The organism is Achromobacter sp. 1011791174, from assembly GCF_059760925.1.
This window is the reverse complement of record NZ_JCBANH010000018.1, coordinates 54,824-72,359: the sequence shown is the minus strand read 5'-3', so window position 1 is coordinate 72,359 and position 17,536 is coordinate 54,824. Positions and strand designations below refer to the sequence as shown.

At 69.6% G+C, this 17,536-nt stretch carries 15 protein-coding genes; 5 read left to right on the top strand and 10 right to left on the bottom strand.

Features of this window, described 5'->3' with window-relative positions; translation table 11 throughout:
• Positions 1-21: 21 nt before the first annotated feature.
• On the top strand, positions 22-555 hold the full coding sequence (locus tag AC6LJ5_RS09320) for an OsmC family protein (RefSeq protein WP_103273839.1): 534 nt from the start codon (positions 22-24) through the stop codon (positions 553-555).
• A 107-nt stretch (positions 556-662) separates the two neighbouring features.
• Here AC6LJ5_RS09320 and AC6LJ5_RS09315 read toward each other — a convergent pair whose 3' ends face one another.
• Entirely contained in the window at positions 663-1,505 is an 843-nt protein-coding gene (locus tag AC6LJ5_RS09315; RefSeq protein WP_103273840.1) for a LysR substrate-binding domain-containing protein, read from the bottom strand.
• A 106-nt stretch (positions 1,506-1,611) separates the two neighbouring features.
• On the opposite strand from AC6LJ5_RS09315, the gene AC6LJ5_RS09310 reads away from it, so the two are divergent.
• On the top strand, positions 1,612-2,601 hold the full coding sequence (locus AC6LJ5_RS09310; protein WP_103273841.1) for a bile acid:sodium symporter family protein: 990 nt from the start codon (positions 1,612-1,614) through the stop codon (positions 2,599-2,601).
• A gap of 89 nt (positions 2,602-2,690) precedes the next feature.
• Here AC6LJ5_RS09310 and AC6LJ5_RS09305 read toward each other — a convergent pair whose 3' ends face one another.
• Positions 2,691-3,074: a Rieske (2Fe-2S) protein gene (locus AC6LJ5_RS09305; RefSeq protein WP_103273842.1), complete on the bottom strand. Its 384-nt coding sequence runs from the start codon at positions 3,072-3,074 to the stop codon at positions 2,691-2,693.
• A gap of 53 nt (positions 3,075-3,127) precedes the next feature.
• The gene (locus AC6LJ5_RS09300) at positions 3,128-4,921 is read right to left on the bottom strand and encodes an ABCB family ABC transporter ATP-binding protein/permease (RefSeq protein ID WP_199770837.1); all 1,794 of its coding nucleotides are present in this window, start codon (positions 4,919-4,921) and stop codon (positions 3,128-3,130) included.
• A gap of 293 nt (positions 4,922-5,214) precedes the next feature.
• On the opposite strand from AC6LJ5_RS09300, the gene AC6LJ5_RS09295 reads away from it, so the two are divergent.
• Positions 5,215-6,042, top strand: coding sequence for an aldo/keto reductase (locus AC6LJ5_RS09295; protein WP_103273843.1), 828 nt, complete (start codon positions 5,215-5,217; stop codon positions 6,040-6,042).
• Positions 6,043-6,094: 52 nt separating this feature from the next.
• On the opposite strand, the gene AC6LJ5_RS09290 is transcribed toward AC6LJ5_RS09295, so the two are convergent.
• Complete coding sequence (locus AC6LJ5_RS09290; RefSeq protein WP_392411322.1) at positions 6,095-6,280, bottom strand: hypothetical protein; 186 nt, start codon at positions 6,278-6,280, stop codon at positions 6,095-6,097.
• Positions 6,277-7,452: a PepSY-associated TM helix domain-containing protein gene (locus AC6LJ5_RS09285; protein ID WP_103273845.1), complete on the bottom strand. Its 1,176-nt coding sequence runs from the start codon at positions 7,450-7,452 to the stop codon at positions 6,277-6,279. Before AC6LJ5_RS09285 ends, AC6LJ5_RS09290 begins: the two co-directional genes overlap by 4 nt.
• A gap of 266 nt (positions 7,453-7,718) precedes the next feature.
• Between AC6LJ5_RS09285 and AC6LJ5_RS09280 the strand changes: the two genes are divergently transcribed.
• Positions 7,719-8,456, top strand: coding sequence for a metallophosphoesterase (locus tag AC6LJ5_RS09280; protein ID WP_498140319.1), 738 nt, complete (start codon positions 7,719-7,721; stop codon positions 8,454-8,456).
• Positions 8,457-8,526: 70 nt separating this feature from the next.
• Here the strand turns inward: AC6LJ5_RS09280 and AC6LJ5_RS09275 are convergent, their stop codons facing one another.
• The gene (locus AC6LJ5_RS09275; protein WP_498140318.1) at positions 8,527-11,166 is read right to left on the bottom strand and encodes a penicillin-binding protein 1A; all 2,640 of its coding nucleotides are present in this window, start codon (positions 11,164-11,166) and stop codon (positions 8,527-8,529) included.
• Between the two features lie 217 nt (positions 11,167-11,383).
• A complete protein-coding gene (locus AC6LJ5_RS09270) occupies positions 11,384-12,190 on the bottom strand; it encodes an AraC family transcriptional regulator (RefSeq protein ID WP_103273848.1) in 807 nt (268 codons plus the stop codon).
• 208 nt (positions 12,191-12,398) lie between these two features.
• On the opposite strand from AC6LJ5_RS09270, the gene AC6LJ5_RS09265 reads away from it, so the two are divergent.
• Entirely contained in the window at positions 12,399-13,655 is a 1,257-nt protein-coding gene (locus AC6LJ5_RS09265) for an MFS transporter (RefSeq protein ID WP_498140317.1), read from the top strand.
• A 54-nt stretch (positions 13,656-13,709) separates the two neighbouring features.
• Here AC6LJ5_RS09265 and pgaD read toward each other — a convergent pair whose 3' ends face one another.
• The 3 genes from pgaD to pgaB are packed head-to-tail and all read right to left on the bottom strand — an operon-like array spanning position 13,710 to position 17,526.
• Positions 13,710-14,150: a poly-beta-1,6-N-acetyl-D-glucosamine biosynthesis protein PgaD gene (pgaD, locus tag AC6LJ5_RS09260; RefSeq protein WP_498140316.1), complete on the bottom strand. Its 441-nt coding sequence runs from the start codon at positions 14,148-14,150 to the stop codon at positions 13,710-13,712.
• Complete coding sequence (gene pgaC, locus AC6LJ5_RS09255; protein WP_103273851.1) at positions 14,147-15,484, bottom strand: poly-beta-1,6-N-acetyl-D-glucosamine synthase; 1,338 nt, start codon at positions 15,482-15,484, stop codon at positions 14,147-14,149. Before pgaC ends, pgaD begins: the two co-directional genes overlap by 4 nt.
• Positions 15,481-17,526: a poly-beta-1,6-N-acetyl-D-glucosamine N-deacetylase PgaB gene (gene pgaB / locus AC6LJ5_RS09250; RefSeq protein ID WP_498140315.1), complete on the bottom strand. Its 2,046-nt coding sequence runs from the start codon at positions 17,524-17,526 to the stop codon at positions 15,481-15,483. The genes pgaC and pgaB overlap by 4 nt, the downstream gene beginning before the upstream one ends.
• Between the last annotated feature and the right edge of the window lie 10 nt (positions 17,527-17,536).

Below are 17,536 nucleotides of genomic sequence, written 5' to 3'. Positions count from 1 at the left end.
GCAAGCACCGAGACAGAAGCCATGAGCAACTTGAACGAATACCTGGGCCAGAAACGCGAAGCCGTGCTGCGGCGCAATGCCCGCGATCCGCAGACCGTCGAGCCCGTGAAGCTGCGCGCGCAGGTGTCGGCCGAAGGCCGCAGCGGCGTGCGCCGCATCCGCATCCGCGATCATCAGGTGGTGAGCGACAGCCCCGCCGATTTCGCCGGTTACGACCTGGGCCCCAGTTCGCCCGAGCTGCTGCTCGGGTCGCTGGGCAGCTGCCTGACGCACATCTTCCTGATCAAGGCGGCCGAATTGCAGCTGCCGCTGGAGTCGCTGCAGGTGGAGATCGAGGGCGACCTGGATCCGCGCGGCGGCAAGCCGGGCTATGAGAACGTGCCGTTCTTCCCGCACAACATCCGCTACACCGCGCACATCGTGTCGCCCGCCGACGAGGCGCAAGTGCGCGCGGTGCACGAGGCGGTGGAGCAGTGGTGTCCCATCCTGAACCTGCTCAAGCGTCCGCAGCCGCTGGAGGGCAGCGTGCGGCACACGCGGCCGGCGACGCAGTAGACAGGGCCGGGAGCGGGGCGCGGAGCCGGGCGCGATCAGGGCGTGGGCCAGGGCGTGGGCCGGGGCGCTGGCCTGAGCGCGGGTTTGGGCGAGAGGGGGCCGGACGCTCAGGCCAGCCGGCTGCGCATCAGGATCTCGGTCAGCGCGCGGGTGGGCCGGTTGGGCGAGGGCGCCGCGATCACGATGAATTCCACCTGCGGCAGCGGCGGCAGCCGCTGCGCGCCGGCCGGCGGCGCGAGCCCGGCGGTGGACAGGTGCGACGGCTGCACCGTCACGCCCAGGCCGGCGCGCGCCGCCGCCTGGCAGCCGGCATAGCTGGTGCTGGTGCAGACGATCTGCCAGCTGCGTCCGGCGCGCGCCAGCGCGTCCAGCGCCAGCCCGCGCGTGACGCTGGGCTCGCGCAGCAGGATCAGCGGCAGCGGCGCGTCGGGATCCAGCGGCAGGCCTTCCTTGGCCTGCCACAGCAGCGCTTCCTTGTGCAGCGTCTGGCCGCGCCGGTCGCCGCGCCGGCGCTTGCCGATCATCACGTCCAGCGCGTTGTCGTCCAGCAGCTTGTACAGCTCGCTGGTGACGCCGATGCTGATGTCCAGCTCGACCTCGGGATGCGCCAGCCGGAAGGCGGCCAGCACGTCGGGCAGGGGCCCCAGCGCCAGGTCGTCGGAGGTGCCCAGCCGCACGCGGCCGCGCAGCCGGGGCGCGTCGAACAGGCGTTCGGCCCGTTCGTGGGCGTCCAGGATGATGCGCGCATGCACCAGCAGGCTGCGGCCGTCGCTGGTCAGCGCCAGCGTGTGGGTGTCGCGCACGAACAGCCGCCGGTTCAGCGCCTGCTCCAGCTGGCGCACGTGTTCGCTGACGGTGGGCTGGGTCAGGCCCAGCCGCCGCGCGGCCTCGGTGAAGCTGGGCGCGGCGGCCGCGGCGGCGAAGGTCTTGAGCCAGAGCGGATTGAGCATGGCGGCTGGTAATAGGAAATTCCGATGACAGTCAAAGTAATCAATGGGCTTCACGATGGCAAGGGGCGCGCCTATAGTGGCCGGGAACTGTCCTGGAACTTCCGCCATGCGCCGCTTTCTGCCCGATGCCTTCACCCTCACGCTGATCGCCACCGTGATCCTGGCCAGCGTGTTTCCCGCCGTGGGCCAGGGGGCGTCGTTCATGCTGGTCGCCAGCAACGTGGCGATCTCGCTGCTGTTCTTCCTGCATGGGGCGCGGCTGTCCACCGACGCCATCGTGGCGGGCGTGAAGGACCTGCGCCTGCATGCCCTGATCCTGGGCTGCACCTTCGTGCTGTTCCCGCTGCTGGGACTAGGGCTGCGCGCGCTGTTCCCGGGGCTGCTGACGCCGGGGCTGTGGCTGGGCGTGCTGTTTGTCTGCACGCTGTCCTCCACGGTGCAGTCGTCCATCGCCTTCACGTCCATGGCGCGCGGCAACGTGCCCGGCGCCATCTGCGCGGCCACCGCTTCGAACCTGCTGGGCACGGTGCTGACGCCGCTGCTGGTGGCCGTGCTGCTGCACCGCCAGGGCGGCGGTCACGGGCTGGCCGACGCCGGCCGCATCCTGCTGCAATTGCTGCTGCCGTTCGCGTTGGGCAGCCTGCTGCGGCCCTGGATCGGCGCCTGGGCCCAGCGCAACAGCCGCGTGCTGTCCAAGGTGGACCGAAGCTCGATCCTGCTGGCCGTCTACACCGCCTTCAGCGAAGCGGTGGCGCAGGGCATCTGGCACGCCTTTCCGCCGCTGGACCTGGCCACCATGGTACTGGTCAACGCGGTATTGCTGGGCGCGGTGCTGCTGATCACCACCTGGGGCGCGCGCCGGCTGGGCCTGTCCAAGGAGAACGAGATCACGCTGGTGTTCTGTGGCTCGAAGAAATCGCTGGCCTCGGGCATTCCGCTGGCGACCGTGCTGTTCGGCACGTCGCAGATGGGCATCGTGGTGCTGCCCCTGATGATCTTCCACCAGATGCAGCTGATGGTCTGCGCGGTGCTGGCGCGGCGCTATGCCGACCGGGAAGCGCCGGCGGCAGGGGACGCGGCGCCGGCCCGGGTCTGACGCGGCCCGGGCCTGGAGCCGGCCTCGCCGTATGGCCCCCGAGCCAGGGACAGCACACCAGCCGTCCGGCGGCCAGGGACGGCCCGCGCTCAGGCGGCGTCCAGCGGGCGGATCTTGCCGGCGGGGCGCCAATAGACCGCGCCGTCGCGTTCCTGCACATCCAGCGCCGTGAGGCGGCCGTTCTTGCAGGGGCCGCCCACGCACAGGCCGGTGTCGGGCTGGTAGGTGGCGCCGTGGCGCGCGCACATGATGAGGTCGCCCGCGCGGGTGAAGAAGCTGCCTTCCCAGTCCAGTTCCACGCCCACGTGGGCGCAACGGTTCAGGTAGCCGTGCACGCGGTCCTGGTAGCGCACGAAGAAGGCCGTGGTCTGGCCGGCGGCATCGTGCACCGGCACTTTCACGCCCAGGCCGCCGTTCACCAGGTCGGCGGCGCTACAGACGAGGACTTCGGGGGCGGCGGGGGATTCCTGCATGGCGGGGCCTTGGATTCAAAGGGGGCGATCTTCGGACAGTGGGGGAGGGCTTGTCAATCCGCCGGGCTTCGCAGCTGCCGCGCCCACATGCCGGCGTAGACGCCGTCGCGCGCCAGCAGTTCCTGGTGGCGGCCGCGCTCGACCACCAGGCCATCGGCCAGCACGATGATCTCGTCGGCGTCGGCCACGGTCGACAGCCGGTGCGCGATGATGAGCGTGCTGCGACCCTGGCTGACTTCGCGCAGGTTGGCCTGGATCTCGCGCTCGGTGTGGGTGTCCAGCGCGCTGGTGGCTTCGTCGAACAGGAACACGGCGGGATTCTTGAGCAGCGTGCGGGCGATGGCCACGCGCTGCTTCTCGCCGCCGGACAGCTTCAGCCCGCGTTCGCCCACCATGGTGCCGTAGCCGTCGGGCATGGCCATGATCAGGTCGTGCACATGGGCCAGTCGCGCGGCGGCCTCGATCTCGGCGTCGCTGGCGCCGGGGCGGCCGTAGCCGATGTTGTAGCGGATGGTGTCGTTGAACAGCACCGTGTCCTGCGGCACCACGCCGATGGCGGCGCGCACGCTCTGCTGGGTGACTTCGCGCAGGTCCTGGCCGTCGATCAGGATGGCGCCGGCGTCGGCGTCGTAGAAGCGGAACAGCAGGCGCGCGATGGTGGACTTGCCCGCGCCGGACGGGCCGACCACGGCCACGGTCTTGCCGGCCGGAATGCGGAAGCTGACGCCCTTCAGGATCGGCCGGCGCTCGTCGTAGCCGAAACGCACGTCGCGGAATTCGACTTCGGCGCCGGACACGGCCAGATCGCGCGCGCCGGGCCGGTCGGCGATCTCGCGATCCTGGTCCAGCAGCTCGAACATGCGCTCCATGTCGATGATGGCCTGCTTGATCTCGCGGTAGATGAAGCCGAAGAAGCTCAGCGGCGAATACAGCTGCAGCAGGTAGGTGTTGACCAGCACGAAGTCGCCCAGCGTGTAGCGGCCCTCGGCGATGCCCTGGGCGGCCATCCACATGACCAGCGTCAGGCCCGCGGAAATGATGGCGGCCTGGCCGATGTTCAGGATCGACAGGCTGACCTGGCTGCGCACGGCGGCGCGCTCGTAGCGGCTGAGCGAGGCGTCGAAGCGCCGCGCCTCGTGCTCCTCGTTGCCGAAGTACTTGACCGTCTCGTAGTTCAGCAGGCTTTCGATGGCCTTGGTGTTGGCCTCGGAGTCGGTCTCGTTCATCTGGCGGCGGAACTTGGCTCGCCATTCGGTGACCAGCAGCGTGTAGGCGATGTACAGCGTGACCGTGGCGCCGGTGGCCAGCGCCAGCCAGCCGTCGAACATGCGCCACAGCACCACGCAGACCAGTCCGATCTCGAAGAACGTGGGCAGGATGTTGAACAGCAGGAAGGACAGCAGGGTCTGGATGCCCTTGGTGCCGCGTTCGATGGCGCGGTTCAGCCCGCCGGTCTGGCGCGCCAGGTGAAAGCGCAGCGCCAGTCCGTGCAGGTGGCGGAAGATCTGCAGCCCGACGGCGCGGATGGCGTGCTGGCCGACGCGGGCGAAGATGGCGTCGCGCAGTTCGGAGAAGATCAGCGACAGCACCCGCGCCCCGCCGTAGGCCAGGATCAGGCCCAGCGGCACGGCGACCGCGCCGGGCGCGCCCTGGCCCAGCGCGTCGACCGCGTGCTTGTACAGCACCGGCACGTAGACGGTCGCGGCCTTGGCCGCGAACAGACAGAGCAGGGCGATGACCACGCGCGCCTTCAGGCCGGGGCGTCCGGGCGGCCATAGATAGGGGAACAGGGTGCGCAGGGTGGAAAAGCCGTTGCGGCCCTGGGGCCGCGTGGGGGTGGCAGGCATGAGCAGATGGAATAGGTGGTGGGCGCGAGAGGCGGGTCGGAGCCACCAGCGCGGCGCCGGCCGACTTGCGGCGGCCGGGTTCAGGGCGCCATTATCGGACAGCGGCGCTATTATCTGCCTGAAAACCCTGGGGTCGGCCTGCTATTCCAGGGCATCGCGATCCAGCATCGCATCGCGGGCGCAGCGCGACGGGCCCGCATTCCTTGTGTTACAGACCAGGGGCTCCGCCCGGCTGCGGTTCCTGGTCGCGCGGCCGGGCCGCCAGGGCGGCGCCGCGAATCATGGAGGGGTTTATGTCGAAAGTACCCGCAGTCAAATTGAACGACGGGAACAGGATTCCGCAGTTGGGCCTGGGCGTGTGGCAAGTGCCGGACGAGCAGGCCGCCGCCAGCGTCAAGGAAGCGCTGGCCGCCGGCTACAGGTCCGTGGACACGGCCGCGATTTACCAGAACGAGGAAGGCGTGGGCGCGGGGCTGCGCGCGGCCGGCGTTGCTCGCAAGGACCTGTTCATCACCACCAAGCTGTGGAACGACAAGCACGGCTACGACGACGCCCACGCGGCGATGGACGAGAGCCTGCGCAAGCTGGGCCTGGCCTATGTCGACCTGTACCTGATCCACTGGCCGGTGGCCGGCAGCGACAAGTTCCTGGAAGCCTGGCGCGCGATGATCGAGATGAAGCAGGACGGCCGCGCGCGCTCGATCGGCGTGTCGAACTTCACCGAGGCCAACCTGAGCCGGTTGATCAAGGATTCCGGCGTGACGCCGGCGGTGAACCAGATCGAGCTGCATCCCGGATTCGCGCAGCGCGAGCTGCGCGCCTTCCATGAGCGCCACGGCATTGCCACCGAATCCTGGAGCCCGCTGGCCCAGGGCAAGGCGGTACAGGAAAAGGTGATCCAGGAACTGGCGCGCAAGCATGGCAAGACGCCGGCGCAGATCACGCTGCGCTGGCACCTGCAGAGCGACCTGATCGTGATTCCGAAGTCGGTCACGCCGGCGCGCATCCGCGAGAACATCGACGTGTTCGATTTCGAGCTGTCGCGGGCCGACATGGACGCCATCGACGGCATCGTCGAAGGCGCGCGGTTGGGCCCGGATCCGGAGCGCTTCGGCAAATGAGCGATGCGCGCCCGGCCTGGGCCGGGCGCGGCTGCGCGGGCAGGAGCGCGCGTCAGCGTTCCTGCGGGAAGGCCCAGTAGCGCACGATCACGCCCAGCAGGATGGTCAGCGCCGTCCACGAGGCCCAGTGCCAGCCGCCGGTGCCCAGCAGCGCGGCCAGCAGGCCGAACACGCTCAGCAACCCCAGCACGATGGGCGCGCCCCAGACGAACATGAAACCGCGATTCTGCTTGCTCATGCGGGCGTCCTTTGCACGGCGGCCGCCGCTTCGTGCCGGCGCATCAGGTCGGCGATGCGCGCTTCGGTGGCGCGGCGTCGCGCCAGCCACAGGTACAGGCCGCTGACCAGCACCACGATGGTGATCAGGTCGAGCAGGGCCCAGATGATCTTCAGCGGCATGCCGCCGTAGTCGCCGAAATGCAGCGGACGCGACAGCTCCAGCGCGGTCAGGTACCAGGGCATGCGGGCCACGGTGGTGAGCGCGCCGGTCGCGCCGTCCACCAGCACCGGCGTGTTCAGGCGCGAGGTGAGCGGGGTGTCGCCGCGCATCCACACCAGGTAGTGGTGAGGGCTGCCGTAGGCGTTGCCGGGAAAGGCGATGAAGGAAATCTCGGTGCCGGGCATGGCCTGGCGCGCGGTATCCGCCGCCGCCTGCACCGAGGCCAGCTCTGCGGGAATGCCCTGGCCCTTGTAGGGCTCCAGGATGCCGACCAGCTCGGTGGACTGCCACAGGCGGAACAGCGGCGTGGACAGCTCGTTGACCACGCCCGTCAGTCCCACCACGAAGGCCCAGACCAGCGTGACGATGCCCAGCAGGTTGTGCAGGTCCAGCCATTTGAGCCGGGTCGAGCGCGAGGCGCGCACCGTGCCGAATTCGAGTTTCTTCATGAACGGACCGTACAGCACCACGCCCGACACGATGGCCACGCAGAACAGCAGGCCCATGAAGCCCAGGAACAGCTCGCCCGGCAGGCTGGCGAACAGGTCCACATGCAGCGACAGCATGATGCCCATGAAGGAAAAGCGGTCCTGCGAGTAGAGCGGACCGTCCAGCAGCACGTCGCCGGTGCGCGCGTCCATGCGCACGGCGTGGCCGGAAGCCAGGCCGTCGCCCGGCTTCTTGGCCATGCCGACGAAGGCCTGCGGCTCGTCCGGATCGAAGGACAGGTAGTCGACCACTTCGGCGGGGTACATGGAGCGGGCCTGGGCCACCAGCTTGTCGAAGTTGGCGCGCGGCGTGCCGGCGGGCACGTCCGACAAGGGCTTGCCGTCATCCAGCCAATGCTCTATCTCGTGGTGGAACACCAGCGGCAGGCCGGTCAGGCAGATGATCAGCAGGAACGCCGTACAGATCAGGCTGGTCCATTTGTGGACCACATACCAGGTTTTGATGGTGGAGGCGGAGGCCATGGGATGGGGGACGGCGGAGGGCCGCAAGCGCGGCCCTCGGGTGTGTCGGTTGATTGGAAGCGGAACAGTATCACGAATAATAGCTATTCTCGTAGCGTTTTGTGCGACGCCGGCCACTCCCGAGCGCTCGCCTGTCGCGGGCGAGCCGGCGGCCGTCAGCGCGCGGTTTCAAAGCGGGTTAAAAAGTAAGCTTGGCGGCGCCGTGCGGATGGCGTCCGCCCGCCGCCCCAGGCGGAGTCCGTGCCTGTCCGCCACCCTGGAACACCATGCAGCAGCCTTTCCTCAGAATCCCTCGCAACGTCTCCGGCCGCGACTTCGCGGTGGGCGATGTGCATGGGCATTTTTCCCGCCTGCGTCAAAGCCTGGATCGGTTGGGTTTCGATCCGGCGCGCGACCGGCTGTTCTCGGTGGGCGACCTGGTGGACCGGGGGCCGGAGAACGAGCAGGTGCTGGACTGGCTGCGGCAGCCCTGGTTCCACGCGGTGCAAGGCAATCACGAGGACTACGCGATCCGCCACGTCCGCAGCGGCAAGGTGGACCAGATGAATTGGCGCGGCTACGGCGGCGGCTGGTTCCTGGACCTGCCCGAGGAACGGCAGCGCGAGTACGCGCAGGCCTTCGAGGCCCTGCCCGTGGCGATCGAGGTCGAAACGCGCGATGGGGCGGTGGGGCTGGTGCACGCGGACTGCCCGGTGCTGTTCTGGCCGCGCCTGGAAGAGGCGCTGCGCGACCGCTACAAGCGCACCAGCGCGGTCTGCCAGTGGTCGCGTGACCGCCTGCGCCTGGTGGATCGCGCCGGCGTGCTCGGCGTGCGCGCGGTGGTGGCCGGGCATACGCCCGTGGCCGAGCCGCTGTTGCTGGGCAACGTCTATCACATCGACACCGAAGGCTGGAAGGACGGCTACTTCACCTTCCTGGACCTGGAATCGCTGCAGGCCTGGCCGCGCGCCATGGTGACCGAGCCCGAGTCGCTGGACGGAGAAGCGGGCCAGGCCCAGGCCTGATCGCTCTTCAAGACGGCTTTATACAGACAGGACACGGCGTGCGCCGGGCCAGACCCGGTGCCGCATCGGCTTACACGCGCGGCACGGGGATGGGCGGAAAGGCGGGGTCGCCGCCCGCGGGGGCCTGGCCTGGGGACTGGCCCTGCGCCCGGCCCGGCACAGCGCCGGGCGTCGGCACGGGTAGCGGCTGGGCCACCGGCGCCTGGGCCGGCAGGCCTTGCGGCTGCGCCTGGTCCGGCTGGGCGATCGCGGGCTGTCCGGCGGCGGCCGGTCCCGAGCCGGGCTGACCCGCGCCGGGCAGCGCCGCGCCCGGCGTGGACAGCGGACGCACCGTGTTGTCGACGCCGCCGGTTGAGCGGTTGTTGTTGAGGAAATCGGTCAGCGCATCGCCCGAGGACAGGTCCAGCGAGGCCACCGCCTGGCCGGGCGGGAATTCACTGAAATAGAACTCGCCGTTGTCCACCAGCAGGCCGTCCGGACGCGGCGCGGGCTTGCTTTCGGGCACGCCCTTGAGCACGGGCTGCATGTAGTCCAGCCAGGTGCTCAGGGCCAGGCCGCTGCCGAATTCGTTGGTGCCTAGCGAGCGCGGCTGGTCGAAACCCATCCAGACAGTGGTGGCCAGCGTGGGCGTGAAGCCCGAGAACCAGACGTCGACGGCCTCGTTGGTGGTGCCGGTCTTGCCGCCCACGTCGTTGCGCTTGAGCTGCTGGTGCGCGCGCGCGCCGGTGCCGCTGGTGGCGGCGTCGCGCAGGATGCCGTCCATGACCCAGGCGGTGCGCGGGTCGATGGCGCGCGCGGCGGCGTCGCCGGCGACCACGGGCTGGGCCTGCATCAGCACATGGCCCGAGCGGTCGGTGACGCGGTCGATCAGGAAGGGCGTGACGCGGTAGCCGCCGTTGGCGAACACGCTGTAGCCGTTGACGACCTGCAGCGGCGTGGCGCCGCCCGCGCCCAGCGCCAGCGGCAGCACCGCCGGCCAGCGCGCCTTGTCGAAGCCGAAGCGGGTCAGGTAGTCCTGCGCGTATTGCGGGCCGATGGCCTGCAGGATGCGGATCGACACCATGTTCTTCGAGCGCATCAGGCCCTGGCGCAGGGTCAGCATGGGCTCGTAGCGGTTGCCGTCGTTCTTGGGCGACCAGGCCTTGGAGCCTGTCTGCTCGGCGGTCAGCATGAAGGGCTGGTCCGAGATCTGGGTGGCCGGTGTTAGGCCGCGCTCCAGCGCCGCCGCGTAGACGAAGGGCTTGATGTTCGAGCCCGGCTGGCGCCAGGCCTGGGTGGCGCGGTTGAAGGTGCCACGGTTGTAGTCGAAGCCGCCGATCATGGCGCGGATCGCGCCGTCCTGCGGCGCCATCGACACCAGCGCCGCCTGCAGCGCCGGCATGTTGATGATCTCCCAGCCGTCGCCGGCCTTGTGGATGTAGACCACCGAGCCGCGCCGCAGCCGCTGGCTGTCGGACGCCTTGGGGTTGAGCGCGCGGGCCACCACGGCCAGCGCCTTCTTGTCGGAAATCGTGATGATGTCGCGCGCGCTGCGGGCCACGGTCACTTCCGTCGGACTGGCGGCCAGCACCACGGCGGCCAGCAGGTCCTCGCTGTCCGGCGTCTTTTCCTGCACGCCGTCCAGGATGTCGTCCAGCGCCTGGGCGTCCTTCTCGACGCCGTCGGGCAGGTCGATCTGGTCCTCGGGGCCGGGATAGACCGAGCGGCGGGTGTAGTCCAGCACGCCGTCGCGCACCGCGCGGTAGGCGGCTTCCTGCGCCTTGGAGTCGATCGTGGTGTAGACGTCGATGCCCTTGGAGTAGGTCTGTTCCTGGAACACGCCGTACATCAGCTGGCGCGCCAGCTCGGCCGGATAGTCGCCGTGGATGGCGAAGCCGCGCGGGCTGGCGCCTTCGGTGCCGCGCACGACCACGCGCTGCTTGAAGGCTTCCTCGGTCTGCTCGGGCGTCAGGTAGCCCAGCGCCTTCATGCGGTTCAGCACATAGTGCTGGCGGATCTCGGCGCGCGCGAAATTGGTGATCGGATTGAAGCGCGACGGCGCCTTGGGAATGCCGGCCAGCATGGCGGCCTCGGCCGGCGTCACTTCCGACAGCGGCTTGCCCAGGTAGGTGCGCGAGGCGGCCGCGAAGCCGTAGGCGCGGTGGCCCAGGTAGATCTGGTTCATGTAGAGCGCCAGGATCTCGTCCTTGCTAAGCTCGGACTCGATCTTGAAGGTCAGCAGCAGCTCGTAGAACTTGCGCGAGTAGGTCTTTTCCGACGACAGGTAGAAGTTGCGCGCCACCTGCATGGTGATGGTGCTGCCGCCCTGGCTCTTGGAGCCCTTGACCACGTTGGTCAGGATCGCGCGCGCCACGCCCATCCAGTCCACGCCGCCGTGGCGGTAGAAACGGTCGTCCTCGGCCGACAGCACGGCATTGCGCATGACTTCGGGAATTTCATCGAAGCGCAGCACGTTGCGGTGTTCTTCACCATATTCGCCGATCAGGACCTTGTCGGCCGTGTAGATGCGCAGCGGCACGCGCGGCCGGTAATCGGTCATGGCGTGCAGGTCGGGCAGGCTGGGCCAGGCCAGCGCCAGCGCCAGGCCGAGCAGCACGGCGGCGCAGACGCCGGCGCCGGCCACGGCGACGCCGGTCTTGATCAGGAAGGGCTTCCAGGAGAAGCGCCGTTTGCCGCGAGGGGCGTCGGAAGAATGCTGGGGATTGCTCATTGCTGGCGATTCTAGGGCGTAACGCGATAGACCGGCTTTGCGGCGATTTGGTTTCGGTAACCAGACATGGCCGGGCCGGTCGGGGACGGAAGGGGGCGCATTTGCGGGCTGGCCGCGGGGCGGCGGCGCCGGGGCGTCCGGGCGCTATTGTCGCCGATCCTTCCGGGGACAGGCTTAAGCGGCGCTGAAATCCGCCGCGTGCCGGACGCGCGTGGCCTCATGCGGGCTGCGCCGGCAGATAGCGCTGCGGCGGGGCGCCGAGCGCGCGGCGGAACATGGCGCTGAAGGCGCTGGCGCTGCGGTAGCCCAGGCTGGCCGCGACGCGCGCGACCGGCTCGCCCAGCGCCAGCCGGCAGACCGCGTCGGCCAGCCGCAGCTGCTGCACCCACTGGCGGTAATTCAGGCCCAGCTCGGACTGGAACAGGCGGATCAGCGTGCGCGCGCTGGCGCCGACCTCGTCGCCCCAGTCCTCGATGCTGCGCGACAGGCCCGGCTGGTCCAGGATGGCGGCGCAGATGGCCTGCAGCCGGCGGTCGCGCGGCCAGGGGATCTGGAAGGGCACCACGCGCGCGGCGGCCAGTTCCGATTGCACCAGCGCGGCGATCTGGCCCGCGCGGCCGTCCTCGGGATAATCGATCGGCTCGGCGGTCAGCGCCAGGATCAGTTCGCGCAGCAGGCCGCCGACCTCGATCACCTGGCATTCCGGCCAATAGGCGCTGGCGGCGTCGGCGCGGATATAGAGCGAGCGCATCGACACCGCGCCCACCATCTCGACCTCGTGCGGCACGCCGGACGGCACCCACAGCGCGCGCAGCGGCGGCAGCGCCCAGAAGCCGCTGGGCGTGCTGACCCGCATCACGCCCTCGACCGCGTACAGCAGCTGGGCGCGCGGATGCGTGTGCGCGCCGGTGCGGGCGCCGGCGGGGAAATCCTTGGCCATGGCCGTGACCGCGCGCGGACGGTCCTGGTAGTCCTGGGCATCGATGCTGCGGGCGGGGTCTGGAGCGGGGCGGCGGGTGGCCATGTCTGTCACTTCGAGGCGGGTGGTAAGCACCCTGGCTCAGGTACGAAACGCCTATTTTGTCACTTTCCCGACGAAAATTGGCAGATCGCTCCCGATCAACCTTCCTACACTGGCAAGCAGAGGCCGGCGGTTCCGCAAGGGCGGCCGGCCTCGCCGTCCACGTCCCGTTTTCTCAGACCCGCCTTTTCAGACTCCCGACCGCCCAGACATGAACGCTGCCCAGAATCCCGCCGTCGCCGCCGAGCCGGCCCCCGGCGCGGCGCCCGGCCCCGCGCGCGACGCCGCCGCGCAGGACGCCTCCACCGCCTTCAAGGTGCTGGGCGCGATCAGCGTGGCGCACCTGATGAACGACATGATCCAGTCCATCCTGCTGGCCATCTATCCGATGCTCAAGGAAGGATTCAGCCTATCGTTCTCGCAGATCGGCCTGATCACGCTGGTCTACCAGTTGGCCGCCTCGCTGTTGCAGCCCTTCATCGGGCTGTACACCGACCGCCACCCCAAGCCGTATTCGCTGCCGGTGGGCATGGGCTTCACGCTGGCCGGCCTGCTGCTGCTGTCGGTGGCGCCGTCCTTCGGCTGGCTGCTGGTGGCGGCGGTGCTGGTGGGCACAGGCTCGTCGGTGTTCCATCCCGAGTCCTCGCGCGTGGCGCGCATGGCCTCGGGCGGCCGCCACGGCCTGGCGCAATCGCTGTTCCAGGTTGGTGGCAACGTCGGCTCGGCGCTGGGGCCGCTGCTGGCGGCGCTGTTCATCATTCCGCACGGGCAGCGCAGCGTGGCCTGGTTCTCGCTGGCGGCGCTGTTCGGCATCGTGGTGCTGACCGGCATCGGCCGCTGGTACAGCGCCAACCGCGCCCGCCTGAAGCCGCGCGCGCGGCGCGACGGCGTGACGGTGGAGCTGCCGCGCAAGCGCGTGCTGGCCGCGCTGGCGGTGCTGGGCGTGCTGGTGTTCTCCAAGTATTTCTACCTGGCCAGCCTGAACAGCTATTTCACTTTCTATCTGATCGACAAGTTCGGCCTGTCGACGCGCGAGGCGCAGCTGTACCTGTTCCTGTTCCTGGCGGCCGTGGCCGTGGGCACGGTGGTGGGCGGTCCGGTGGGCGACCGCATCGGCCGCAAGATCGTGATCTGGGTGTCGATCCTGGGCGTGGCGCCGTTCACGCTGATGCTGCCGCACGCCAACCTGTTCTGGACGGCGGTGCTGGTGGTGATCATCGGCGCGGTGTTGGCCTCGGCCTTCTCGGCCATCGTGGTCTATGCGCAGGAGCTGGTGCCGGGCAAGGTCGGCATGATCGCGGGGCTGTTCTTCGGCCTGTCGTTCGGCATGGGCGGGCTGGGCGCGGCCGCGCTGGGCCGGCTGGCCGACGCCACCAGCATCGGCTATGTCTACCAGGTCTGCGCCTATCTGCCGCTGCTGGGCGTGGTGGCGATCCTGCTGCCGAAAATGGGGGGCAAGCGCGCCTGAGAGGCGTTGCCGCGAGCGGGCCCGGGGCCGTGCGGCCCGGGCCCGCTCGCGATTTCAGGCCACGCTGCGCAGCTGCGCGCGGGCCGGTTCGATGCCGATGATCTCGCCGCCGTCGCCATGATGGATGACGGCGACGCGGGCGCGGCGCAGCTGCTGCAACTGCGCGGGCGCGACGGTGAAGCTGCGCGCCAGCTGGGCGTCGCCGACGGCGGCCGCCCGGCGGCGGCGGTCCTTGCCGGCGAAGCGCCGGTGGTTGTAGAGCGCCCAGGCCACCAGCGCCGCGCCGTTGGCCAGCGCCAGCGCGGCGTAGCCCCACAGGGTGTTGGCCGTGGGCAGGAACACCGCCCACAGCGAGGTCTCGGGCCCGCCGGCGGCCCCGCGCAGGATGGCGAGGATGCCGGCGCCGAACAGATAGACGAAGGCGAACCAGCCTCCGGCCGTGAGCAGCAGGTCGAACAGGTAGCCGGCGCGGGACCGGCGCGTGGTGATGATCATGATGCCTCCTTGGATTTGATGCCGCGATCGGGACTGGTCCAGCGCGCGCGGCGGACCTGCCTGCGCAGCATGACCTTGGGAAAGCTCACCAGCGTGGTGAGCAGGCTCACCATCCAGTAGGCCAGCGGATACCAGATGACCCAGTAGAGCGAGCGCGCCAGCCCTGGCTCGTAGCGGCGGTCGATCAGGATGCTGACGGCGAACTGCAACAGGCAGACCACCGCCAGCATCATGCCGGTGAAGGCCGGCGGCAGCAGGCTGGCGATGTGCATGTTGTTGGGCAGCGCGACGACCTGGCTGACCAGCCACAGCAGCACCGAGATGGCGAAGGCGAAGGACCAGGCCGTGGACAGGCAGAATTCCGCCATCAGCGGCCACAGCCGGCGGTGGCGCCAGTTCCAGATCGAGCGCAGATTCTTCAGGAAGACCTCGGCGCCGCCCTGGGCCCAGCGCAGCCGCTGCTTCCACAGCCCGCGCAGCGTCTCGGGCATCAGGATCCAGCACAGGCCGCGCGGTTCGTAGAAGATCGACCAGTGATCGCGCTGCAGTTTCCAGCTGATGTCGATGTCCTCGGTGATCATGTCCAGGCTCCAGTAGCCGACCCGGTCCAGCGCCGTGCGGCGGAATGCCGCCACCACGCCGGACACGGTGAACACCTGGCCGTAGACCCGCTGCGTGCGCTTGATCAGGCCGATGATGGACGAGAACTCGCCCACCTGGATGCGGCCGATCAGCGTGGAGCGCGTGCGGATGCGCGGATTGCCCGTGACCGCGCCCACGCGCGGGTTGTCGATCAGCGGCGCCACCAGGTAGGCGGCGGCGTCCGGATCCAGCATGGCGTCGCCGTCGATGCAGACCAGGTATTCGCTGCGGGCCGCCAGCGCGCCCATGCGCAGCGCCATGGCCTTGCCCTGGTTCTGCGCCAGGTGCACCACGCGCAGCCGCTCGTGTTGCGCGGCCAGGCGATCCAGCATCTGCGCCGTGCCGTCGCTGGAGCCGTCGTTGATGGCGATGACCTCGATGTGGGGATAGTTCTGGTTCAGCGCGGCCAGCAGCGTGTCTTCGCCGTTGTCGGCCTCGTTGTAGCAGGGCACCAGGATGGAAACCAGCGGATTGCCGGCCAGGGCCGGCGCTTCGCGGCGCGCGCCCCAGGCCCAGTGGCGCTCCCAGTGCCACCAGTAGTACAGGCCGCCGGCCATCCACAGGCCGGACATGAACAGCGGGTAGAAGAACACGAATCCCAGCAGCGCCTGGCTGGTCAGCGCCAGGGCGAAGCCGAAAGGCGCGCTCAGCACCGCGCACAGGATGAGCAGGGCGAGAAGACGGTCGATCATCGGATGGGGAACCACGCTTCGGAGATGGCGGGCCGGATGCCTTGCAGCCGGGGCTGGTCTTGCGAGAAATCGTCGGGGTAATAGCCGAAGCTGCGCGCGCCGCGCAGCTGCAGGCGCTGCATCCAGCCGGCCAGCGTCGCGGTGTCGACGGGCGTCGGCTCGGGCCGGCCGGGGCCGGTGCGCCAGTCGACGGCCTGCAGCTCGAACACGGTCCGGTCCAGCGCGTCCGGCCGGCGCCTGGCCACCGCGTCGACGATGCGGTCCAGCCAGGCCAGTTCCTGGCCCGCCGGCACTTTTTCCATGTAAGGCATGGCCATGGGCGCGGTCCAGTCGTAGGCGTCCAGGAAGTCGTCCGGGTTCTGCGCGAACCAGGCTTCGCTGGCGGGGTTGAGCAGCGGCTCCGCATACAGGTTGCGGGCGGTCTTGATGCGCGGGCCGCGCACGGCGCGGGCGCGCTCGGCCAGTTCGGCGGTGAAATCGACCAGGTGGCGGCTCTTGTAGCGGGTCCAGCGCTGCATCGTCTCGGGATCGGCGCGCAGCGCGGCGATGCTGCCGGGCAGGCCGGCCTTCTGGTACGCGGCCAGCGCCGCCGGGCCGGCGTCCTCGAAGTCGCCCAGCATCGCGTCATCGTGGAACAGGATGCCGTCGAAGAAGGCATGGCGCGCCAGGTCTTCGTACAGGTCGCCGATGCGCTGGCGCGCGACCGGATCGAACGGCGACAGGCGGCGGTACAGGTCGGGATCCGGCGCGGGCGCGGCCTCGGGCCGCTGCGGATCCCAGCGGACCACGCGGGCGATCGACGGGTCCAGGTCCAGCGCCAGCACCGGCATCCAGGCATAGACGAACACATCGGCGCGGTTGTGCAGCTGCCAGGCGACGCGGTTGAACAGGTCGGCCCGCATCGGCAGCCAGCGGTTCGGGAAGTAGACCGAGCGCACCAGGCCGTCGGCTTGCGGGTCGGCGTAGGCCTGCAGGAACACGGTGTTGATCTGCATGTCCACGATGCGCTGCACCAGCTCGCCCAGGTTGCGGTCGGTCTGCGCCGGATCGGGATCGTAGATGTAGTCCAGGTCCACGTGCGCGACGCGCATCGCGGGCACCGTCTCGATGCTGGCCACGCTATTGGCGAAGTGCCGGATCGTGGGGTCGTTGGCCAGCAGCATGCGCGGCGTGGACATGAGCCGCGCCACGCGGCTGGGGCCGTCTTCCAGCGTCAGCGCCATCTGATAACCCTGTTCGCCGGCGATGCGCAGCGTGGTGCCGCCCTCGGCGCCATAGGGCCAGACCCAGACGCGCGGCGCCTTGCCGGTGGCGCGGCGGATCTTTTCGCTGATCGCGGCCACGTCGCGGCCCATGCGTTGCTCGAAGCCGGCCTCGTTCTCGTAGCGGCCATTGCGCGCGTCGTACTTGCGCACGGCGGCGGCCGGCTCGGTATTGCCCTGGGGATTGGCCAGCGCGCCGTAGTGCGAGGCGTCGGTGTGGGCGGCGATCTCCACCAGGCCGGAACGCGAGATCTCGCGCACGTCGTTCCAGTCCAGGAAGCGGTCGCGCGGCTGCATGTTGCCGCCGAAATCGACCTTCCTGTCGGCCGGCGTGTCCATCCACGTGCCCACCGGCGCCAGCACCGCCGGCCAGCCGTAGGCCTTGAGGATGGGCAGCACGCGGGTCAGGAAGCTGCGGTAGCCATCGTCGAAGGTCAGCAGCACGGCGCGCTCGGGCAGCGGCTTGCCGCCGGGCTGGCGCGCGGCCAGGATCTGGTCCACCGAGACGGCCTGGTAGCCGTTCTCGCGCAGCCAGTTCAGCTGGTCGACCAGCCGGTCGGTGCGCACGCTGAGAAAGCCCTGGTCGGGGTCTTCATCTTCCACGTCGTGGTAGGCCAGCGTCAGGAAATGGCCTTGCACCCAGGGTTGGTCGACTGGGGCCACCGGCCGCTCGGCGGGCGCGACGTAGACGGGGATGTCCTTGGCGCAGGCGCCCAGGAGCAGCGTGGCCAGCAATAGCAGGCCCGCGAACAACAATCGGGGGAATCGAAGTTCAAGCAATTCAGTTCTC